We start from the raw sequence: 21,578 nt of genomic DNA on the forward strand, positions 1-21,578 counted from the left end.
CAGTGTCTCAGGCCACTGCCGTGAGGGGTGCGGGCCGGGGCCCGGTGGGGACACTGATTCGTATGAGAACCGGCTTCAGCGTGGAGACCGTCCGGGCCGCCGAGCGCCAGCTCATGGCCGAACTTCCCGAGGGCGCCCTGATGCGGCGCGCGGCGGCGGGCCTGGCCGCGGCCTCGGCCGAGCTGCTCGGCCGGGTGTCCGGGGCGCGGGTGGCGCTGCTGGTGGGCAGCGGGGACAACGGGGGCGACGCGCTCTACGCGGGCGCCCGGCTGGCCCGGCGCGGTGCCGGGGTGACCGCCGTCCTGCTCTCCCCCGGCCGCGCCCATCCCGGCGGCCTGCGGGCGCTGCGCGCCGCCGGGGGGCGCGTACAGGACGCCGCCGACGGCGTACGCGCCGTCTCCCGCGCCGATCTGGTGCTGGACGGCATCGTCGGCATCGGCGGCCGGGGCGGCCTGCGGGAGACGGCGCTGCCGCTGGTGGAGGCGGCGGCCGGGGCGCTGGTGGTGGCCGTGGACCTGCCCAGCGGGGTGGACGCCGATACCGGCGAGGTGCGGGGAGCGGCGGTACGGGCCGATGCGACGATCACCTTCGGCACCTACAAGCCGGGCCTGCTGATCGATCCGGCGCGGGAGTACGCGGGGGCGCTGCGCCTGGTGGACATCGGCCTCCGCCTCCCCGGCGAGCCCGATGTGGAGGCCCTCCAGCACGCGGACGCGGCCCGGCTGCTGCCGAGGCCCACGGGCGAGAGCGACAAATACCGGCGGGGCGTGGTCGGCGTGGTCGCCGGTTCCGCGCGCTACCCGGGTGCCGCCGTGCTGGCGGTCGCGGGCGCGCTGCGGGGCGGGGCCGGGGCGGTCCGCTATGTCGGCCCGGCCGCCGACGCGGTGATCGCCCGCTTCCCCGAGACCCTGGTCTCGGCCGGACCGCCCGCCAAGGCGGGCCGGGTCCAGTCCTGGGTGGTCGGCCCCGGCCTGGGCGACGGTTCCGAGGCGCGGCAGGCTCTGGAGGACGTCCTGGCCTCCGACGTCCCGGTGCTGGTGGACGCGGACGGCCTGCGCCTGCTCTCCCCCGAGGCGGTGCGGCGCCGGAGTGCGGAGACCATCCTCACCCCGCACGCGGGCGAGGCCGCCGCGCTGCTGGGCCTGTCCCGCGAGGAGGTCGAGGCCGCCCGCCTCGCCGCGGTCCGTTCCCTGACCGAGCGGTACGGCGCCACCACCCTGCTGAAGGGCTCCACCACCCTGATCGCCTCCCCGCACCACCACCCGGTACGGGTCAACCCCACCGGCACCCCCTGGCTGGCCACCGCCGGCAGCGGCGACGTCCTCTCCGGCCTGACCGGCTCCTTGCTGGCCGCCGGACTGCCGGGCCGGGACGCGGCGGCGGTGGGCGCCTATCTGCACGGACTGGCGGCACGGCGGCTGGGGGCGGGGCCGATCACCTCGATGGGGGTGGCGGAGGGGCTGGAGGGGGTTTGGCGGGATGTTGCGAGGGGGTGAGCGCCGCTCCAATCGGGCGGGCCCGTTCCCGGACTCCGGCCGGGCCGAGGGAAGTCGGTTCAGGGCCTCACATTGATGGTCGCCGGTTTGACCGTCACCTCGCATCGGGGTTGCAGCGCTTCCGCGTTGAGCACCGGACCGGAGTGGTGGATGCGTACGGTGGTGAGCGCCCCGTGGTCTATCAGCGGGGCCAAGTCCAAAGGCTCGCCGAGGGACTTGTGGGTGCTGATGAAGAGCTCCTCCACGGCCGGGAAGACCTCGGGCAGCCGGGCCAGCCCATCAAGGCCCACCGGGCGGATCAACGACAGCTTGGTCACCCCCGGCACGGGCCGCGCCCCGGCCCATGACGTCGGCGCCTCGTCCCGGATCCCCAGGCCCCGGAGGCGGGGCAGGGTGTGCAGGGCGAGGTGCCGGGTCTGGAAGTCCGTCCTGTCGTAGGCCAGCGTCTCCAGGTCCGGCAGGTCGTGCGTGCGGGCACGCAGCAGGTCTGCCGCCCGTTCTCCGAGGCCGAGGCGCCGGAGACCGGGCGGCAGTACCAGCCGCCCGGGCGCCGACCAGTGGCCGGCCGACCAGCCCAGAAAGAGGTTCCTGAGCTCCGCCATGTCGGATACCGCCGCCAGGTCGCACGGGCAGTGCTCAAGCTCCAGGTGGAGCAGGCGCAAACGGTCCATGGGCATCTTGCCCAGCCCGCGGACCTGGTCCGCCAGTTGCACCCGTACGCCGCGCAGCGGCCGAAACTCGCGGAGGATGCCGAGATCCACGATCCCGGCGCAGGCGAAACTCGCATCCTGGAGGACGGGGGTGAACAGTTCGTCCAGGACATCGGCGCTCGGCGGCGTAAAGCACTCCACCAGAGGCCGCCCGCCGAGCCGGGCAAGCGCCTTCATATGTTCCCGCGACTTCACGGCGAACCGCAGCCCGGAGTCCGCTTCCTCGTAGGCGAGCTCGGCTATCACCTCGTCCGCATAGCGCTGTGTGTCGAACTTGTCCCAGGACCAGGACAGTTGGCTGCGGATATTGAGATAGTCATGCGTGGCATACCGCGCCAGCAAGGGAATCGCCTGGTCACCGCCCACCGTCGTGGCCGCCACCACCACCGCGTGCGCCACCTCGTCCGGCAGTCCTTCCGGCCCCGGCAGCAGGTCCAGCACCACTCGCCCGGCCGCGGCCAGCTCCTTGGCCGAGTCCACATCGCGGGGCGGAATCAACTCACGGGCAGCGCCCTCGACTTGGGCCCGTACCTCCGGGTCCACCTCCGTCGCATGCTCCAGGCAGGCGGCGGCCACCAGGTGCAGTCGGTGGCGCCGCCTCGGCTCGCGCTCCGCGCGGGCCAGCAGCAGGCGGAACAGCTCCGCCCGGGCACGGGGCACCGCGTGCCCCACCGCCATCCGCAGCACGTCCTCCCACTGGTCGTCGTGGGCATGCTCGACCAGGACGTCGAAGTCCCAGTCGTCCACGGCGGCCTTGGCGCCCAGGTAGTCCTGGAAGGTGCGGTGGATGAAGTCCAGGGTCTCGCTGGTGGGGCGGCGCAGCAGGCCGCTGCGCAGGACCAGGTGGTCCAGGAGCCGCGCCGGGTCCGCGTCCGCCACGGAGGGCATGGCCGGGAGCGCGCGGCCCACGATTTCCACCGCCTTGTGCCACTCGATCTCCGAACGGCCGTTGCGGATCAGCCAGTAGGCGATCTTCTGGAGCAGGGCCAGCTGGTGGGCGTGGTCGAGTTCCGGGAGGAGGGGAATGTCGCGTTCGCGGTCGCGGCGGACCAGGAGGAGTTCCAGGGCGGCGCGGTAGAGCTCCATGCGGCCACGGGGCAGGTAGCCTCGGCGGGCCCGGTTGAGGGCGCAGATCATGGCGCACATCAGGGGGTTGGTGGCCAGCCTGCCCAGGTCCGGCTTGGCAACCACGGCGGTCCGGAGGGATTCCCGGAAGGCGCGCAGGCGGTCGAGTTCGTCCGGGAGGGCGTGGCGCTCCGCCGTGGTGTGCCAGCGGTCGATGAACGCGGCCACATCGGCCCGGCTCATCGGCAGCAGCTCCAGCTCGGTGAAGCCGAGGTCCGCCAGCCAGCCCTCGCGCACGGCGGAGGGGCGGGTGGTGACCACATAGCGGGCGGACGGGTAGGCGGCCAGCAGGTCCTTGAGCCAGGTGAGGGTGCGGCGGCGGTCGGCCTCGGGGACCTCGTCCACGCCGTCGATGAGGAGGAGCAGGGTGCCTTCGGCGAGGCGGCGGGTCACCCAGCCGCAGGCGCCGGGCTGCCCGGCCAGGGGGCGGGCGGCGGCGGCCAGGAAGTCCTCGGGCCGGGGCAGTTCGCTGCCCTCGCGGACCAGGGCGCGTAAGGAGAGGGTCAGGGGGAGGCACCCCGTCAACTGACTGAGGGCTGGGGGGAGTTCGTCGCGTGCGGTGATGGTGGCCAGCCATTGCAGCAAGGTCGTCTTGCCGGAGCCGGCCGCGCCGCGCAGCAGCACCCGCTTCTGTCCGGCCAGGGCCGCCTCGGCGCGCTGCGGGGCGGAGACGGCCGGGGCGCCGAAGTCGTCGGTGCGCCGGCCGCCCGTGAGCTCCAGGCTCAGATAGGCCGTGTCCAGGGGCCAGGTTTCCCCGTCGCCGTCCGACAAGGTCAGCCCGACGATGGTCAGTTCGGCGGCCTTGCGGACCAGGTATTCGCGGAGGGCGTGTTCGAACTTGTCCGTCTCGGACTCCGGTCGGTGAGCGACGATGCGCAAGCGGGAACGGTGGCCTGCTGCCCAGCATTCCCCCACGAACACGCGGTGCCGGAGCATCGTTTTCCCCGGCAGCACCGAGAGCCTGCTGTGCCGCCAGCCGGCCGGATCCGAACACACGACACCGACCAGATAGCCGCTGACGAACACCGCGGCGCCGGACATCCCCGCCCAGGGCGAGCCGGCCACCGCCTGCGGTGCGGCATGGTCACTGTCCAGGACGTAGCGCCCGCCCATCAGCTGGCTGCCGGTCTTCAGGGTGCCCACGAACTGCTCGGTGTCCAGCTCCCCCTGTAGCGACCGCTGCACGTCCGGAAAGCCGATCGCCTGGGCGCCGGACCAGGCGCCGAGAGACAGCTCGGCCCACTCCACGGGCTCGAAAGCGGCCGCCACCCCCTCCGGCACCAGCGACCGCTCCGCGACCAGCAACGCCGCGTCGCACTCCTCGTCGTCCCGCAGCCAAGCCACCCGGCACCCAACCGGTCCGACTCCGCCGGGCACCACGGCCCGTACCGTCTCCGCGCCCGACACCACATGCCCGGCCGTCAACACCAGCGCCGGCGCCAGCAGATATCCGCTGCCCTGCCGGGGGCCGAGCACCGCCACGATGCGCTCCCTCACCGGATGATGCACGGCTCCCCCTCCGTCCCGTCCGCCGCCGCCTACGGTACGAGCGCCAACGCCTCCACTTCCAGCAGCAGTTCGGGGCGGAACAACGCCGCCACCTGGACCGCGCTGCTGGCCGGCGGACGGGCCACGTCGATGAACTCGTCGCGGGCGGCGCGGATCGCGGGGAGGTGGGCGACATCGGTGACGAAGTAGGTCAGCTTGATGACGTCCCCGAAGCCGGCCCCGGCGGCGGCCAGGCAGCGGCGCAGGTTCTCGAAGACCTGGCGCGCCTGGACCGCCGCATCGCCGGGGCCGACCAGGGTGCCGTGCTCATCGAAGGCCACCTGGCCGGAGACGGCCACCAGCCGGCCGGTGCCATGGACGACCTGGCTGTAGCCGTTGCCGGGGGCGACGCCCTCGGGGGCATGGATATGGGTGAGTTGGGTCATGGCGGCATCCTGGCCGCCAAACGCGGGCCGCGCCGTCACCGGGATCACACTCCGGGGGACGGAGTCAGTCCACGCAGGGAATCCCGCCCTCCTTGACCGTGTCCCCCGCGAACTGGCTGTCGTCCACCTTCTCGGACGGGCTGGACGAGGGCGAGTTGGACGGGGACGGGCCGCCGGACGGCGCCTTGGGCCCGGCGTAGTTGGCGCCCAGGGTGACCTGGACATGCCCGGCCGGGATGTCGGCGTTGGGGGCCGGTGCCACGGTCGCGCCCAGGCGGGCGGCGATCTGCTTGGCGGCCTCCTGGGCGCCCTTGCCATAGACGACGGTGGTCTGCGACTGCGGCTCGGCATTGGCGGTGCTGCCCGCCGAATAACCCAGTGCCGTAAGAGCCTTGAGCTCCTCGGAGGCGACGGGCTCGGTCCTGCCGGTGCCATTGCGGACGTCCACGGTGCCCGGCGCCGCCTTCTGCGGGGCCTTGGACTTGCCTCCGGACTTGCCATCGCTCGCGCTCGCCGACGGCGCGGCGCCGCCGTAGAACACCTGCTTCACCAGGCCACGGACCTTCTCCACATTGACGAGTTGGACGTCCTCGTTGTTGCGGGTGGCCGAGCCTTCGGTGGGCAGGGTGCGGAACTCCACCTTGCCGCCGGTGAGGTTGGTGGCCTGCTGGGAGAAGTCGATGACATTCAGGCTGCTGTCGATGACCAGGTCCTTCTTCACCACCCCGAAGAGCTTCTGAAGCTTGTCCAGGCTGTCGAAGACGCCCTCGGTCTTCAGCTTGTGGGTGACCGAGGAGATAAAGGCCTGCTGGCGGTGGGTACGGGAGAGGTCCTCCTGGGGCAGACCGTGCCGCTGGCGGACAAAGGCCAGTGCCTGGCGGGCGTTGAGCGTCTGCCGGCCGGCGTGGAAGTCGGCGCCGGAGTTCTTCTCCTTCACCGCGTGCTTCAGGCAGACATCGATCCCGCCGAGCGCCTGGGCGATGTCGTAGAAGCCCTTCAGATTGACCTCGGCGAAGTGGTCGATGGGCACGTCCAGGAAGTTCTGGACGGTGGCCAGAGTGGCCTCCCGGCCCGCCTCCCGGCTGTCCGCCTCCAGCTCGGCACCCTTCTCGCCCTTGGCGGAAAGCCTCTCCCGGCGCCCTTCGTAGGCGTTGCCGTACGCCTCCTTGATCTTGTACGGGTGGGCCTGGGGCGAGCCATCGCCGTTGTAGGTCTGGACATAGTCGTCGCGCGGAATGGAGAAGGCCTGCACCTTGCCGCCGTCGGCGGGTATGTGCAGCAGGATCAGGGTGTTGGTGTTGTAGAACCCATTGCTGCTCGATCCGGCGTGCAGTTCGTCCTTGATGAATTCGTCGGGCAGGTCGTTGCCGTTCATGTCCTTGCGTGAATCAAGGCCGATCAGCAGCAGGTTGACAGAGTCGTCCAGGTGCTTGGGGGCGCGCTTGCGCACCGCGTCCAGGGCGTCGGAGGTGTTCAGGCCGCCGTTGATCCAGTGGTAGGTCGCCCAGGCCGCACCGCTGGTGGCCAGGACGGCGAAGGAGACCACTCCGGCCGCGGCCCGTCCGGCGATCAGCGCGCGGGGGGTGCGGGTACGGGCCGTGGCCCGGCCGCGCCGGCCCTGAGTACGGCCGCCCTGCTCGCGCTCTTTGTTACGCACCTCTACGCACCCTTCTCGCTCACTCGCTCACGCCGGCGTCTTTGCCCGCGCCCGCGCCTTTGTTCGCGCCCTTGTTCGCGCCCTGCCGGGAGCGGTACCAGCGCAGGGCCAGTACGGCCAGCAGCGCGGCCTCGGCCGCGGCCATCGCCGGGAAGGCATCGATGGCCCAGTGCACGGCGCCGGTGGTCAGTCCCTTGCCCTGGCCGTGCGAGCCGGTCCTGCCCACCGCCTGTTCGCTGATCACCGTGATCAGCGCGATCAGCGGCGGCGGGGCATACGCCACCCACCAGGCGCCGGAGCGGGAGCAGACGGCCGCGGCCAGCGCCCCGCCCAGGGCAGCCGTGACCGCGAAGATCAGGCCCAGTGCGGAGCCGGTCAGCTCGTCCAGGACGGCGCCGGCCACCGGCAGGGCGAGGGCGATCAGCAGCGGCGCCCGGCGGCCGCGCTCCCGGGACCTGGCCCTGCGGTTCCCCTTGCCCGTAGCCGCCCGGCCGCGCGGGCCCGGGGTGCGGTGCGACACGGCGGAGCGGGGTGGGGATATTCCGGGTTGCATAGTTGCGCAATGTAGCAAGTGTTGCTGTGGCACCCCAGCCCCGGCCCTGGTCATTTATCCCAGGCTGAGGCCCGGAGCGCCAGGGGTTGCGGGCGGTAATCCTCTTCCCCCGGCGCGGGCGCCCTCAGCCCTCCGCTACCACCACCGCGGACGCCACCCCCGCGTCATGGCTCAGCGACACATGCCAGGAACGCACCCCCAGCTCCTCGGCCCGGGCCGCCACCGTGCCGGAGACCTCCAGGGTGGGACGGCCGTTGGGGCCGGTGAGGACCTCCGCGTCCGTCCACAGCAGGCCCGGCGGCGCGCCCAGCGCCTTGGCCAGGGCCTCCTTGGCGGCGAACCGGGCGGCCAGCGAGGCGATGCCCCGCCGCTCGCCGCTGGGCAGATACAACTCCCGTTCCAGGAAGAGGCGCTGGGCCATTCCTGGAGTGCGCTGCAGGGCCGCGTCAAAGCGGTCGATCTCGGCCACGTCAATGCCCACGCCGACGATCATTCGACGGTCACCGACTTCGCCAGATTGCGCGGCTGGTCCACCTCATTGCCCCGGGCGGTGGCCAGCTCGCAGGCGAACACCTGGAGGGGCACGGTGGCCACCAGGGGCTGGAGCAGCACCGGGGTGGCCGGGATCTCGATCAGATGGTCGGCGTAGGGCCGTACCGCCTGATCGCCCCGCTCGGCGATCACAATGGTGCGGGCGCCGCGGGCCCGGATCTCCTGGATATTGGAGACGATCTTGTCGTGCAGCACCGAGCGGCCGCGCGGCGAGGGCACCACCACGACCACCGGCAGGTCCTTCTCGATCAACGCGATGGGCCCGTGCTTGAGCTCACCCGCCGCGAAGCCCTCGGCGTGCATATAGGCGAGTTCCTTGAGCTTGAGAGCGCCTTCCAGGGCCACCGGGTAGCCGACATGCCGGCCCAGGAAGAGGACGGTGTTCTTGCCGGCCAGCGAGCGGGCCAGCTCGCGCACCGGCTCCATGGTCTCCAGCACCTCCTCCACCTGGGTGGCGATCTCGGAGAGCTCGCGGATCACACTGCCGACCTCGTCACCCCACTTGGTGCCGCGTACCTGGCCCAGATAGAGGGCCACCAGATAGCAGGCCACCAGCTGGGTCAGAAACGCCTTGGTGGAGGCCACCGCCACCTCGGGCCCGGCATGGGTGTAGAGGACCGCGTCCGACTCGCGGGGGATGGTGGAGCCATTGGTGTTGCAGATGGCCAGCACCTTGGCGCCCTGCTCACGGGCGTGCCGCAGCGCCATCAGGGTGTCCATGGTCTCCCCGGACTGGGAGATGGCGATCACCAGGGTGCGCTGGTCCAGGATGGGGTCCCGGTAGCGGAACTCGCTGGCCAGCTCCGTCTCACAGGGGATCCGGGTCCAGTGCTCGATGGCGTACTTGGCGATCAGCCCGGCGTGGAAGGCGGTGCCACAGGCCACGATCACCACCTTGTCCACCTCGCGCAGCACCGAGTCGGGGATCCGTACCTCGTCCAGGGTGAGCGAGCCGGCCGCGTCGATCCGGCCCAGCAGGGTGTCGGCCACTGCCTTGGGCTGCTCGGCGATCTCCTTGAGCATGAAGTAGTCATAGCCGCCCTTCTCGGCGGCCGAGGCGTCCCAGTCCACGTGGTACGCCCGTACCTCGGCGGGCGCGCCCTCGAAGTCGGTGACCGTCACGCCCTCCCGGCGCAGTTCCACCACCTGGTCCTGGCCCAGTTCCACGGCCTCGCGGGTGTGGGCGATAAAGGCGGCCACATCCGAGGCGAGGAAGGACTCCCCGGCGCCGATGCCGACCACCAGCGGGGAGTTGCGGCGGGCGCCCACCACCACGTCCGGGTCGTCGGCGTGCACCGCGACCAGGGTGAAGGCGCCTTCCAGCCGGCGGCACACCTGGCGCATGGCCTCGGCCAGGTCGCCGCAGGAGGAGAAGGACTCCGACAGCAGATGGGAGACCACCTCGGTGTCCGTCTCGGAGCCCAGGGCGTGGCCGCGCTCGGCCAGCTCGGCGCGGAGCGCGGCGAAGTTCTCGATGATGCCGTTGTGCACCACGGCGACCCGGCCCGCGTTGTCCAGGTGCGGATGGGCGTTGGCATCGGTGGGGCCGCCATGGGTGGCCCAGCGGGTGTGGCCGATGCCGGTGGAGCCGGACGGCAGCGGCCGGTCGGCCAGCTCCTTTTCCAGGTTGGCCAGCTTGCCGACCTTTTTGGCGGCGGCCAGCCCGCCGTCGGCGAGCACCGCCACCCCGGCCGAGTCATAGCCGCGGTACTCCAGCCGCCGCAGCCCCGCCAACACGACGTCGAGGGCGGACCGCCCTCCCACATAGCCCACGATTCCGCACATGGAGTGCAGCGTACGGCCCGGCCGGGGGTCCGGGGGTGTCCCCCGGAAAGTGCCTCAGTGGCCGCGCTCGATTCGGTCGATGGCCTCCTGGACCAGCTCCAGATACTCCACTTCCTCGCAGCGCGGCTTGCTGCCCAGGTGGTACTGGTCCAGGCAGTCGCCCAGGTCCTGGCCCAGGTCCTCGTCCGGCAGCTCGTCGGAGAGCTCGCTGCGGACGCGGTCGGCGAACAGCTCGTCCTCCGCGGGGGCGGGGACGGCGGGGGCCGCGGCGTGCGGGCGGCGGGGCGGACGGGCTGCCCCGCGGGCGCGTCTGAGCAGGAGGCGGAGTACGAACACAGGGTCCCTCGCAGGGTGCGGGCCGGGCCGGGGGTGGGACCGTATTCCTGACTCGCCGGTAGGTACAGGGCGAGAGGGAAACTTCACTCCCGCGCGCCTCCCCGGGGACGCTCCGGGCAAACGGGGTGGGGGGTGGTGAATCGCCTGGAGTGCGGTGAATCACTTGGAGCGCGGTGAATCGCTTGGAGCGCTGTGAATCATCCGGAGCCCGGTGAATCACTCGGACCGTGGTGAATCACCTGGAGCGCTGTGAATCACCCTGGAACCCCCGAACCCCACACCCCGCAGTGACCGCGCCCGGTCACCCGCGCACAATGGGGCCCGTGCCCACCACCGCAGACCCCTCGCAGCAGCGCCGCCGCGCGGGCGACTCCTCCCCCTTCGTCGATCTCACCCGCACGGAGTGGAGCGCCCTGCGCGAGAACACCCCGCTGCCGCTGACCGCCGAGGAGGTGGAGCGGCTGCGGGGCCTCGGCGATGTCATCGACCTGGACGAGGTACGGGACGTCTATCTGCCGCTGTCCCGGCTGCTCAACCTCTATGTAGGGGCCACGGGGCAGCTGCGCGGGGCGCTCAACACCTTTCTCGGGGAGAAGGGGGCGCAGCGGGGCACGCCCTTTGTCATAGGCGTGGCGGGCAGCGTGGCGGTCGGCAAGTCCACCACGGCCCGCCTGCTGCGGGAGCTGCTGGCCCGCTGGCCGGAGCATCCCCGGGTGGAGCTGGTGACCACCGACGGCTTTCTGCTGCCCAACGCGGAACTGCAGCGGCGTGGGCTGATGTCCCGGAAGGGGTTCCCGGAGTCCTATGACCGGCGGGCGCTGACCCGGTTTGTGGCGGATGTGAAGGCGGGCAAGGCGGAGGTGTCCGCGCCGGTCTACTCCCACCTGATCTACGACATCGTGCCGGGTGAGCGGCTGACCGTGCACCGGCCGGACATCCTGATCATCGAGGGCCTGAACGTGCTGCAGCCGGCGCTGCCGGGGGAGGACGGGCGGACCCGGGTGGGGCTGGCCGACTTCTTCGACTTCAGCATCTATGTGGACGCCCGTACCGATGACATCGAGCGGTGGTACTACGACCGCTTCAAGAAGCTGCGGGAGACGGCGTTTCAGGATCCCGAGTCCTACTTCCGGCGTTATACGCAGGTGTCGGAGGAGGAGGCGCTGGATTTTGCCCGGCGCAATTGGCGGACTATCAACGAGCCGAATTTGCTGGAGAATGTGGCGCCTACGCGGGGGCGGTCCAATCTGATCCTGCGGAAGGGGCCGGACCACAAGGTCCAGCGATTGTCCTTGCGGAAGCTTTAGCCGGCCCATGCAGGTTGGGCCCCCAACTGGGCTCCGGGTAAGCCCGGTTGCACTCCGGGTGCGGGCCGCCTTGGGCTGGTCGCGCAGTTCCCCGCGCCCCCTGACGGGGCGCACCGCGCCACGTAGGGCACCCAACTGGGTTCCGGGTGCGCCCGGTTGCACTCCGGGTGCGGGCCGCCTTTGGCTAGGCGCGCAGTTCCCCGCGCCCCTTGGCGGGGCGCACCCGGCAGCGGGGGTGGGGCTAGGGCCTTTCGTTTGGATCATCGTGCTGACCAAAGGAAGATGCCCGCGATGTGAAGTCCGGCCATGTAGATGGTGGCGGTCTTCTCGTAGCGGGTCGCGATCCCTCGCCACTGCTTCAGGCGGTTGATGCACCGTTCGACGGTGTTGCGCAGCCTGTAGGTCTCGCGGTCGAAGGCCGGTGGCCTGCCGCCCCGGCTGCCGCGTCGAAGCCGGTGGCCCCGCTGGTCCGCCGGGACCGGGATGACCGCTCGGATGCCGCGCTTGCGCAGGTGGTCGCGGATCGCGCGGGACGAGTAGGCCCTGTCCGCCAGGACCATGTCCGGCCTGGTGCGCGGACGACCACGTCGTCGGGGAACGCGCAGGCGGGCCATGACGGCGGTGAAGGCAGGTGCATCACCAGCCTGGCCGGCGGTGAGGACGAAGGCGAGGGGCCGGCAGCGGGCATCGGCCGCGAGGTGGATCTTGGTGGTCAGTCCGCCCCGGGACCGACCGATGGCGTGGTCGGCCGGTTCGCCGGCCGGGGCCCCTTTTTGCGGGCTCCGGCCGCGTGCTGGTGAGCACGCACGATCGTGGAGTCCACCGACACGGCCCAGGCCAGGTCCTCATCGGCATCGGCCTGGGCCATCAGCGTGGTGAAAACCCGCTGCCAGGTGCCGTCGAGGGCCCACATCCGCAGCCGGTTGTAGACACCTCTCCAGTTGCCGTACTTCTCCGGCAGGTGGACCCACTGCGTCCCGGTCTGGAACTTGAAGGAGATCGCGTCGATCATTTCCCGGTGATCCCGCCAGCGACCACCACGCTGCGGTGTCCGGTCCGGGAGCAACGGCTCAATCCGCGCCCACTGCGCATCTGTTAACGGCACACCCGGACCAACGACCGACTGATCCAAACGAAACTGCCTAGCCCAGGGCGGACTTGACCGTGTCGGCGAGGCGCTGGGCGACGGCACGGGCCTGCTCGATGTCGGCCGCCTCCACCATCACCCGCACCAGCGGCTCCGTACCCGAGGACCGGAGCAACACCCGCCCGGTGGAACCGAGTTCACGCTCCGCCTCGTTGACGGCGGCCGCCAGCTCCGTGGAGGTGCCCACCCGCGACTTGTCCACGTCCCGGACGTTGATGAGGACCTGCGGCAGGCGCTCCATGACTCCGGCCAGTTCCCGCAGGGAACGGCCGGTCGCGGCGACCCGGGCCGCCAGCAGCAGACCCGTCAGTGTGCCGTCACCCGTCGTCGCGTGGTCCAGGACGATCACATGGCCGGACTGCTCGCCGCCCAGGGCGAAGCCATTGGCCTTCATCTCCTCCAGGACATAGCGGTCGCCGACCGCCGTCTGGACCAGCTCCACGCCCTCGCGCTCCATGGCCAGCTTGAAGCCCAGGTTGGACATCACGGTGGCGACCACGGTGTTCTTGCGCAGGGTGCCCGCCTCGCGCATGGCCAGGGCCAGGACGGCCAGGATCTGGTCGCCGTCCACCTCGGCGCCGGTGGCGTCCACCGCCAGGCAGCGGTCGGCGTCCCCGTCGTGCGCCACGCCCAGGTCCGCGCCGTGCTCCACCACGGCCCGGCGCAGCTTCTCCAGGTGGGTGGAGCCGCACTCATGGTTGATGTTGAGGCCGTCGGGGTCGGTGCCGATGGTGACCACCTCGGCGCCGGCCCTGGAGAACGCCTCCGGGGAGACCCGGGAGGCGGCACCGTGGGCGCCGTCGATGACCACCTTGAGGCCGTCCAGGCGGTTGGGCAGGACACCGATCAGGTGGGCGACATAGTTGTCGAAGCCCTGGTCGTAGTCGCGGACCCGGCCGACCCCGGCCCCGGTGGGCCGGTCCCAGGGCTCGCCGGTGGCGTGCGCCCGGTAGGTCTGCTCGATGCGGTCCTCCAGCTCGTCGGCGAGCTTGTGGCCGCCCCGGGCGAAGAACTTGATGCCGTTGTCGGGCATCGGGTTGTGGCTGGCGGAGAGCATCACGCCCAGGTCGGCGCCGAGCGCGCCGGTGAGGTAGGCGACGGCCGGGGTGGGCAGCACGCCGACCCGCAGTACGTCCACGCCCGCGCTGGCCAGTCCGGCCACCACGGCGGCCTCCAGGAACTCTCCGGACGCCCGCGGGTCACGGCCCACCACGGCCACCGGCCGATGGCCCTCGAAGGTCCCCGCCTCGCCGAGCACATGTGCGGCCGCGACCGACAGGCCGAGCGCCAGCTCGGCCGTCAGATCGGCGTTGGCGACGCCGCGCACACCGTCCGTACCGAAGAGTCGTCCCACTGGTGTCCTCCGAAAAACGCGGGAGTGCGGGGCCCGGCAGAGCCCCCGTACTAAAAGGTGTCGGGTACTGGTCCGGGGCGTTGCCTGAAGGTATCCGCCCCGGGCCGCCGATAGCCGAACGCCCCGGTGGCACGGATCGTGCCGCCGGGGCGTTCGGGCAGAAGCAGCGAGCCGCCGGATTAGCGCTTGCTGTACTGCGGAGCCTTGCGGGCCTTCTTCAGACCGGCCTTCTTGCGCTCGACCGCACGGGCGTCACGCGTCAGGAAGCCGGCCTTCTTCAGCGGGCCGCGGTTGTTCTCGACGTCGGCCTCGTTGAGGGCACGGGCCACACCCAGGCGCAGGGCGCCGGCCTGGCCGGAGACGCCGCCACCGGAGATGCGGGCGATGACGTCGTAGCGGTTGTCGAGCTCGAGCACCTTGAAGGGCTCGTTGACTTCCTGCTGGTGCACCTTGTTGGGGAAGTAGTCCTCAAGGGTGCGACCGTTGATCTTCCACTGGCCGGTGCCCGGAACGATCCGGACGCGGGCGATGGCGTTCTTGCGACGGCCCAGGCCGGCGGCCGGCTGCGGGTCGCCGAAGCGCGAGGCGAGCGACTCGGAGGTGTAGTCGCCCTCCGGCGCGTCCGACTCGAACGTCGTCACGGCGTCGTAGGTCTCCTCGACCTCGACGGGGGTCTCGGCGGTGGTCTCAGCCACGATTCTCCTCAGACTTTCTGGTTATGCGGTGGCTGGGACTCAGCCCTGCTTGACCTGGGTGATCTCGAACGGAACGGGCTGCTGGGCGGCGTGCGGGTGCTGGTCGCCCGAGTAGACCTTCAGCTTCGAGAGCATCTGACGGCCGAGGGAGTTCTTGGGCAGCATGCCCTTGACGGCCTTCTCGACGGCCTTCTCCGGGTTCTTGTCCAGCAGCTCGTCGTAGCGGACGGAGCGCAGACCACCCGGGAAACCGGAGTGGCGGTAGGCCATCTTCTGCTCGCGCTTGTTACCGGACAGGTGCACCTTGTCGGCGTTGATGATGACGACGAAGTCACCCATGTCCATGTGCGGCGCGTAAACCGGCTTGTGCTTGCCGCGCAGCAGGGAGGCAGCCGTAGAGGCCAGACGGCCCAGGACGACGTCCTGAGCGTCGATGATGTGCCACTGGCGCGTGACATCGCCGGGCTTGGGGCTGTACGTACGCACGGTCGTAGCCTTCGCTTCTTCAGTGAGTGTGGGTCCTGACACGGTCCGACGGGATCGATCACGCAGGCCTGGCCGCACGGCGGGGACGCAACCCGCGTGCCGACCGCCGGTGACGAACCTGGCGGACAAGCGTAAGGGCCCCTCGCGTGAGAACGACCAAGCCAATACGCATAACGAACTCGAAGGGTACCGTCCGGGCGCCTGCGGGGTCAAAACCTGGCCGGGCACCCTATCGCTTACGCGTCACCCGTGGTTCGTCCCACACCGGCTCTGGGACCTCCCGGACGGTCCCATTCTCCCCGAACACCAGGAACCGGTCGAAGGAACGGGCGAACCAGCGGTCATGGGTGACCGCCAGCACCGTGCCCTGGTACGCCTCCAGCCCCTCCTGAAGCGCCTCCGCGCTCTCCAGGTCGAGGTTGTCGGTGGGCTCGTCCAGCAGCAGGGCGGTGCTGCCGGACAGTTCCAGCAGCAGGATCTGGAACCGGGCCTGCTGCCCGCCGGACAGCCGGTCGAAGGGCTGGTCGCCCTGTTTCTCCAGCTCATAGCGGCGCAGCGCGGACATGGCGGCGCCGCGGTCCTTGGCGTGCTCGGTCCACAGGATGTCGGTGAGGGTGCGGCCCAGCAGCTCCGGGTGGGCGTGGGTCTGGGCGAAGTGGCCCGGGACCACCCGGGCGCCCAGCTTCCAGCTGCCGGTGTGGGCCACCTCCTGACCGGCCAGCAGCCGCAGGAAGTGGGACTTGCCGGAGCCATTGGAGCCCAGTACGGCCACCCGCTCGCCGTAGAAGACCTCCAGGTCGAAGGGTTTCATCAGGCCGGTCAGCTCCAGACCGGCGCAGGTGACGGCGCGTACGCCGGTACGGCCGCCACGCAGCCGCATGGTGATCTCCTGCTCCCGCGGCGGCTCGGGCGGCGGGCCCGCCTCCTCGAACTTGCGCAGCCGGGTCTGGGCGGCGGAGTAGCGGGAGGCCAGCTCATGGCTGACGGTGGCCGCCTGGCGCAGGCTGACCACCAGCTTCTTCAGCTGGGCGTGCTGCTCGTCCCAGCGGCGGCGCAGCTCCTCGAAGCGGGCGAAGCGCTCCTTGCGGGCCTGGTGGTAGGTGGCGAAGCCGCCGCCGTGCACCCAGACGTCACTGCCCGCCGGGCCCGGCTCCACGCTGATGATCTTCTCCGCGGCGCGGGCCAGCAGCTCCCGGTCATGGCTGACGAACAGCACGGTCTTACGGGTCTCGCGCAGCCGCTCCTCCAGCCAGCGCTTGCCGGGGACGTCCAGATAGTTGTCCGGCTCGTCCAGCAGCAGCACCTCGTCCGGACCGCGCAGCAGCGCCTCCAGCACCAGCCGCTTCTGCTCGCCGCCGGAGAGGGTGCGCACCTGGCGCCACTGGGCCTTGTCATAGGGGACGCCCAGAGCGGCCGTGGTGCAGATGTCCCAGACGGTCTCGGCCTCATAGCCGCCCGCCTCACCCCAGTCGGCCAGTGCCTGGGCGTACGCCATCTGCGAGGCCTCGTCATCCACGGTCATGATCGCCTCTTCGGCGGCGTCCACCGCGGCCGCCGCCTGGCGGATGGCCGGACGGGCCACCGAGACCAGCAGGTCACGGACGGTGCGCTCATCCCGTACCGAGCCCACGAACTGGGGCATCACGCCCAGGCCACCGGTGCTGGTGACGCTGCCGCCGTGCGGCTGGAGCTCACCGGCGATCAGGCGCAGCAGGGTGGTCTTGCCCGCCCCGTTGGCGCCGACCAGGGCGACCGCGCTGCCCTCGCCGACCCGGAAGGAGACATCGCCCAGCAGCGGCCGCCCGTCGGGGAGGCAGTACTCCAGATGTGCCGCTTCCAGATGTCCCATGCGGGCATTCTGGGCGACTGCCGGGGTACCGGCCAAGCGGATTACGATGCGGCCCATGAGCTTTGGGCAGGGGGGGCCGGACGGGGCCCATGGGCAGTTCGGGCCACCGCCGCAGACGCCGCCGGCTCCGCCGCCCGCGCAGATGCCGGTGCAGACGCCGGCGCAGTTCCCGCCGCCGTCGCAGACGCAGACGCCGGACTGGGCGGCGCTCGCGGAGGACACCGCGGCGCGCGACCGGCGGCGCAAGTGGCTGCTGCTGGGCGGCGGAGTGCTGGCCGCCGGGGCGGTGGCGGCGATCGTGGCGGTCGCGGTGGCCAGGACGGACCATGGCGGAGGCACCAAGGCGAGCGGGGACCATCCCCCGGCCTCCGCCACCGCCTCCGCCTCCGCCTCGCCGGAGCCCACCTTCGCGCCGGTGGCGCCGCCCTCTCCGGTGGACCCCCGGGACCTGATATCCAGCGCGGACAAGGACAAGGCGCCGCTGTCCGCCGCGACCTTCTTCCCCGACCCCAAGACCAGCGTCGAGGGCCGGACCTACCAGCGGGCCGCCACCGACGACACCGCCGACTGCGCCTCGGTCACTCAGGGCGGACTGGGCCCGGTGCTCTCCGCCAACGGCTGCCGCAAGCTGCTGCGGGCCACCTATGTACGGGACGGGGTGGCGGTGACGGTCGGGGTGGCCGTCTTCGACACCAAGGCGGCGGCGGACAAGGCGAAGGCGCAGGCCACGGGGAATGTGCTGTCGCTGCCCGGCCCGTCCTTCTGCCGGGGGCCGGCGTGCCGGCTGACCACCAATGCGGAGGGGCGCTACGCGTACTTCACGGTGGCCGGCTACACGGATGGCAAGCCGGTCACCGCCGATGACACCGCCGCGCTGACCTCCGGCCGGGATATGAGCACTTACGCCTTCGCCCGCATCATGGCGCGGGGCCGCGCGGCGGCAGCGGTGGCCCCGCGGGGGGCGTAGCGCTCGCGCTTTCCCCGCGCCCCTATCGCCTCGGGAGCCGACCACCGGGGTGCGCCCGGCGACGAAACGGCGTCTGCCGAGGACCGTTGCCGGTCGGCCGCGGGCCGTGGGCGGTTGCTCGCGCAGTTCCCCGCGCCCCTGAAGCGCCCTCCGGGCGCCCCGTCAGGGGCGGCTGCGATATGCGGCTCCGCCGCGTGGGCGCGACCAGCCACCGCCAACCCGCAGCCGATCAGCGCACCGGCGTCCCCCGGACCCCCGCATCGCGATAGCCGTAGCCGTCATCCTCGTCATCGTCATCGGGTGACGGATCCCACGACGGCCCCAACGACGCCTCCGGCGCACCCGGCGTATCCGGCGCACCCGGCACACCAGGCGCACCGGATTCCACCCACACCGGCCCCGCCCGCCGAATCCGCTCCACCTGGGCCGCGACCAAGGGCAACGGCACCCGCACCACCCCCGGCTCCCGGATCTCCCCCAAGCTCGTGGCGAAGAACATCGCCAAGCTCTGCCCGGACCGCACCACGGTGACCACGCTCGGCGCCTGCTCCACCGCGTTGTCCAGCCGGTATGCCACCGCCTCGTCCCCCAGCCGGGGCGCCGGCAGCACCTCCACCCTGCGGAACTCCTGGTTCTCGCCCTCACCGGTACGCATCCGGAACCCCCCGGCGCAGGCGGCCGCCGAGTCCCGCAGCCGCCGGAACGTATCGCCCGCCTGGGCCGCGTCCCGGTACGCCGAGACCCGGATCGTGCCCAGCAGCCCCTCGAAGTCCTCGGCCTCCTCGGACTTGGTGAAGGTATCGGTCAGCGAGGCCACCGGCCGCGGCTCCGGCGCGGAGCCCAGCGCGGTCACCAGCGGCCGGCATGGCACATCCTCGGTACTCGGCCTGCCCCGCCCCGCGGAGCCCGGCTCCGCCTTCTCCACCACATAGCCGGGAACCTCGTTCTCGCCCAGCTCCACCTGGGCCAGCCAGCGCACCGCGGCCGGCTCCCCGGCCTCGGCCGCGCCCCGCTTCTCCTCGGTCTCCCGCTTGACCGCACTCGCGGCCGGCTTCCCGGCCTTGTGCTCATCGCTGTGCCGCGGGCCGCCACAACCGGCCGCCAGCACCGTCACCACCAGCGCGGAGCCCACCAGGGCCATGTTCAGCTTCACGGTTCCGAGCCTGGCAGGGCCCGCCGAACCGGCTCCCGTCGCCACACCGTCCGCTCCCCCTGACGCCACCTCCGGACGGCGCAGCTCACCGCCGCGGCCCGGGGCGCACCCCAGCCCGCGCGCCCGGTGAGTTTGCGGCGTGTCGCAGGCCACAATGTAGGCTTTCGGAGCAACCAAAACCCCTGTCGCCGGTCTTAACCGGACGACAGGCCGGCCGGACCGGAACCACCGCCCCGGGCGCCCCGACCACCGGGGCCCAACCCGACACCACCCAGGCCAGGGGGAGGACGGACGCGACGCCTCGGCAGCGCCGCGCACACACCGCGATGAAGATCTCTTTCCTGCTGCAGAACGCCTATGGCATCGGCGGAACCATCCGCTCCACCTTCAATGTCGCCAGCGCCCTGGCCGCCCGGCACCAGGTGGAGATCGTCTCCATCCTCCGCACCGGCAAAGTCCCCCGGCTCCCGCTGCACCCGGCCGTCCGGCTGGTCAACCTGATCGACAACCGCCCGGAAGACGGCGCGGACCGCGACAACCCGCTGCTTCAGCAGGACAGCGCCTATATCCCGCCCAAGGAGGCCAAGGGCGCCCACTTCAGCGCCCTCACCGACCAGCGGGTCGCCGAGCACCTGGAGCAGACCGAAGCCGATGTGGTGGTCGCCACCCGCCCCGGCCTGGTGATGTACCTGGCCGGCTTCGGCCAGGACCGCTATCTGCGCATCGGCCAGGAACACCGGATCTACGGCACCCATGAGCCGCACATCCGCGCCGCCCAGGACCGCGCCATCCCGCACCTGGACGCGCACACCACCGTCTCCGAGGCCGACGCCCGTACCCACCGCGAGCAGTTCCCGGACGCCAAGACGAAGATCGTCTGCATCCCCAACGGCTGCCCGCCCTCCGAGGTCGAACCCGCCGACCCGGCCACCAAGCTGGTCGTCGCGGCCGGCCGCCTGATCCCCGTCAAGCGCTATGACCTGCTGGTCTCCGCCTGGGCCCAGGTGCACGCCGCCCACCCCGACTGGAAGCTGCGCATCTACGGCCGCGGCCCCGAGGGCCCCAAGCTGCGCGCCCAGATCGACCGCCTGGGCCTCACCGAGACCATCACCATGATGGGCGCCCACTCCCCCATCGAGACCGAGTGGGCCAAGGGCTCCATCGCCGCCGTGACCTCCCGCGAGGAGTCCTTCGGCATGACCATCGTGGAGGCCATGAACTGCGGCGTCCCGGTGGTCGCCACCGACTGCCCGCACGGCCCCGGCGAGATCATCTCCGACGGCCGGGACGGACTGCTGGTGCCGGTCGGCGATGTGGACGGCATCGCCAAGGGCCTGCTCCGGCTGATCGAGGACGACGAGCTGCGCCGCACCATGGGCGCCGCCGCCCTGGTCTCCGCCCAGCGCTACTCCCCCGAGCGGATCGCCGACGCCTATGAGGAGCTGATCGGCAGCCTCGGCGTGGACACCACCCATGGCGCGGAGGCCGCCGCCGCCCAGCAGGTCCCGATGAGCAAGATGCTGCGCCGTACCGTGGGCAAGCTGGTCCGGCCGCTGCGCCGGCCGGTGGCCAAGCCCGCCAAGCAGCCGGTCGCCGCGGCGCTGAAGGAGATCGTCCGCAAGCCGCTGCGCGCCACGGCCTCCTGCCGGATCGACGCCCACGGCAACATCGTGGTCTCCGTCCAGCCCAAGGGACTCAGCGGGGACGACCTCAGCCTCACCGTCACCCGCCGCAAGGAGGGCACCTCGCACGCGGTCCCGCTGCGCGCCCCCGCCGCGCCCGGCGAGCCGTACACCGCGGTGCTGGACCGCGCCGAGCTGCGGCTGGGCGAGGGCCGCTGGGACTTCCATGTGGTACGCGGCGACGACAAGGCACGCCGCCGGGTGATCTCCCATCTCGCCGAGGGCAAGGGCCTGTTGGACCTCCAGCCACTGGCCGGCGCGCCCTTCACCTGGTGGGTGCCCTATCCGACCGTCGATGGCTATCTGGCCCTGCGCGCCTGGCAACGCCCGGCACACGCCGAGGCATTGACGATCCGTCAGGACGAGACCGGCTTCACCGTCGAAGGGGTGCTCTACGGGGCCGAGTTCGGCGAGGAGACCAAGCCCTTTGCGCTGGGCACGCCGCGGGCCGACGGCGCCGCCGATATCTCGGCGGAGGTAGAGCCGCTGGACGCGACCCGCTTCCGCTTCACCCTGCCCTACAAGGACCTGAAGACCGCGCGGAGTTCCGCCGAGGAGGAGACGGTCTGGGACCTGGCGGTACGGATCGCGGGCGATGCGGAGCCGGTGCGGTTGGGGCGGATCGTCGGGGACATCGTCGATCGCAACAAGACCGACCTGTACCCGACGGTGGCGGGTGTCCGCCCGTACCTGACCGTCAACAGCGACCTGGCAGTCAGCGTCCGCGACTGACCCTGATGCGCCCGAAGGGCGCTCTCAGGGGCGCGGGGAACTGCGCGAACGGCCACAG

At 71.7% G+C, this 21,578-nt stretch carries 16 protein-coding genes and 1 pseudogene; 4 read left to right on the top strand and 13 right to left on the bottom strand.

Going from position 1 to position 21,578, the window contains the following annotated elements:
- Positions 1-62: 62 nt before the first annotated feature.
- A complete protein-coding gene (locus tag CV755_RS20880; protein WP_109281709.1) occupies positions 63-1,496 on the top strand; it encodes an NAD(P)H-hydrate dehydratase in 1,434 nt (477 codons plus the stop codon).
- Positions 1,497-1,555: 59 nt separating this feature from the next.
- Here CV755_RS20880 and CV755_RS36750 read toward each other — a convergent pair whose 3' ends face one another.
- From CV755_RS36750 to CV755_RS34970, 7 genes are all read right to left on the bottom strand, one after another.
- On the bottom strand, positions 1,556-4,840 hold the full coding sequence (locus CV755_RS36750; RefSeq protein WP_109281710.1) for a serine protease: 3,285 nt from the start codon (positions 4,838-4,840) through the stop codon (positions 1,556-1,558).
- A 29-nt stretch (positions 4,841-4,869) separates the two neighbouring features.
- Positions 4,870-5,265: a RidA family protein gene (locus tag CV755_RS20890; RefSeq protein ID WP_109282012.1), complete on the bottom strand. Its 396-nt coding sequence runs from the start codon at positions 5,263-5,265 to the stop codon at positions 4,870-4,872.
- A gap of 64 nt (positions 5,266-5,329) precedes the next feature.
- Complete coding sequence (locus CV755_RS20895; RefSeq protein WP_109281711.1) at positions 5,330-6,922, bottom strand: LCP family protein; 1,593 nt, start codon at positions 6,920-6,922, stop codon at positions 5,330-5,332.
- A 19-nt stretch (positions 6,923-6,941) separates the two neighbouring features.
- The gene (locus tag CV755_RS20900) at positions 6,942-7,442 is read right to left on the bottom strand and encodes a DUF6542 domain-containing protein (protein ID WP_109281712.1); all 501 of its coding nucleotides are present in this window, start codon (positions 7,440-7,442) and stop codon (positions 6,942-6,944) included.
- A gap of 157 nt (positions 7,443-7,599) precedes the next feature.
- Positions 7,600-7,968, bottom strand: a complete 369-nt coding sequence (locus CV755_RS20905) for a holo-ACP synthase (RefSeq protein ID WP_109281713.1) — start codon at positions 7,966-7,968, stop codon at positions 7,600-7,602.
- Entirely contained in the window at positions 7,965-9,812 is a 1,848-nt protein-coding gene (glmS, locus tag CV755_RS20910; protein WP_109281714.1) for a glutamine--fructose-6-phosphate transaminase (isomerizing), read from the bottom strand. Before glmS ends, CV755_RS20905 begins: the two co-directional genes overlap by 4 nt.
- 54 nt (positions 9,813-9,866) lie before the next feature.
- Positions 9,867-10,148, bottom strand: coding sequence for a hypothetical protein (locus tag CV755_RS34970; RefSeq protein ID WP_109281715.1), 282 nt, complete (start codon positions 10,146-10,148; stop codon positions 9,867-9,869).
- A gap of 323 nt (positions 10,149-10,471) precedes the next feature.
- On the opposite strand from CV755_RS34970, the gene coaA reads away from it, so the two are divergent.
- A complete protein-coding gene (gene coaA, locus CV755_RS20920) occupies positions 10,472-11,455 on the top strand; it encodes a type I pantothenate kinase (protein WP_364853606.1) in 984 nt (327 codons plus the stop codon).
- Positions 11,456-11,715: 260 nt separating this feature from the next.
- Here coaA and CV755_RS20925 read toward each other — a convergent pair.
- From CV755_RS20925 to CV755_RS20945, 5 genes and pseudogenes are all read right to left on the bottom strand, one after another.
- Positions 11,716-12,560 (bottom strand): annotated as a pseudogene (locus CV755_RS20925) (IS5 family transposase).
- A gap of 37 nt (positions 12,561-12,597) precedes the next feature.
- The gene (glmM, locus tag CV755_RS20930) at positions 12,598-13,956 is read right to left on the bottom strand and encodes a phosphoglucosamine mutase (RefSeq protein WP_109281717.1); all 1,359 of its coding nucleotides are present in this window, start codon (positions 13,954-13,956) and stop codon (positions 12,598-12,600) included.
- A gap of 179 nt (positions 13,957-14,135) precedes the next feature.
- Complete coding sequence (rpsI, locus tag CV755_RS20935) at positions 14,136-14,651, bottom strand: 30S ribosomal protein S9 (RefSeq protein ID WP_109281718.1); 516 nt, start codon at positions 14,649-14,651, stop codon at positions 14,136-14,138.
- Positions 14,652-14,690: 39 nt separating this feature from the next.
- Positions 14,691-15,137, bottom strand: coding sequence for a 50S ribosomal protein L13 (gene rplM, locus CV755_RS20940; protein ID WP_109281719.1), 447 nt, complete (start codon positions 15,135-15,137; stop codon positions 14,691-14,693).
- Positions 15,138-15,366: 229 nt separating this feature from the next.
- A complete protein-coding gene (locus CV755_RS20945) occupies positions 15,367-16,986 on the bottom strand; it encodes an ABC-F family ATP-binding cassette domain-containing protein (RefSeq protein WP_109282013.1) in 1,620 nt (539 codons plus the stop codon).
- 55 nt (positions 16,987-17,041) lie between these two features.
- On the opposite strand from CV755_RS20945, the gene CV755_RS20950 reads away from it, so the two are divergent.
- Entirely contained in the window at positions 17,042-17,953 is a 912-nt protein-coding gene (locus CV755_RS20950) for a hypothetical protein (protein WP_338323673.1), read from the top strand.
- A gap of 229 nt (positions 17,954-18,182) precedes the next feature.
- Here the strand turns inward: CV755_RS20950 and CV755_RS20955 are convergent, their stop codons facing one another.
- Complete coding sequence (locus CV755_RS20955; protein ID WP_109281721.1) at positions 18,183-19,106, bottom strand: hypothetical protein; 924 nt, start codon at positions 19,104-19,106, stop codon at positions 18,183-18,185.
- Between the two features lie 326 nt (positions 19,107-19,432).
- On the opposite strand from CV755_RS20955, the gene CV755_RS20960 reads away from it, so the two are divergent.
- The gene (locus CV755_RS20960; RefSeq protein WP_109281722.1) at positions 19,433-21,520 is read left to right on the top strand and encodes a glycosyltransferase family 4 protein; all 2,088 of its coding nucleotides are present in this window, start codon (positions 19,433-19,435) and stop codon (positions 21,518-21,520) included.
- Positions 21,521-21,578 lie beyond the last annotated feature (58 nt).

It is taken from the genome of Streptomyces orinoci (assembly GCF_003121295.1).
GTDB lineage: Bacteria > Actinomycetota > Actinomycetes > Streptomycetales > Streptomycetaceae > Streptomyces > Streptomyces orinoci.

What these genes read in the sequence shown, in the direction of transcription:
- CV755_RS20880 (WP_109281709.1), top strand. Translation starts at nt 63, where the DNA reads ATGAGAACCGGCTTCAGCGTGGAGACCGTCCGGGCCGCCGAGCGCCAG.
- CV755_RS20890 (WP_109282012.1), bottom strand. Translation starts at nt 5,265, where the DNA reads ATGACCCAACTCACCCATATCCATGCCCCCGAGGGCGTCGCCCCCGGC.
- CV755_RS20905 (WP_109281713.1), bottom strand. Translation starts at nt 7,968, where the DNA reads ATGATCGTCGGCGTGGGCATTGACGTGGCCGAGATCGACCGCTTTGAC.
- glmS (WP_109281714.1), bottom strand. Translation starts at nt 9,812, where the DNA reads ATGTGCGGAATCGTGGGCTATGTGGGAGGGCGGTCCGCCCTCGACGTC.
- CV755_RS20945 (WP_109282013.1), bottom strand. Translation starts at nt 16,986, where the DNA reads ATGGGACATCTGGAAGCGGCACATCTGGAGTACTGCCTCCCCGACGGG.
- CV755_RS20950 (WP_338323673.1), top strand. Translation starts at nt 17,042, where the DNA reads ATGAGCTTTGGGCAGGGGGGGCCGGACGGGGCCCATGGGCAGTTCGGG.
- CV755_RS20960 (WP_109281722.1), top strand. Translation starts at nt 19,433, where the DNA reads ATGAAGATCTCTTTCCTGCTGCAGAACGCCTATGGCATCGGCGGAACC.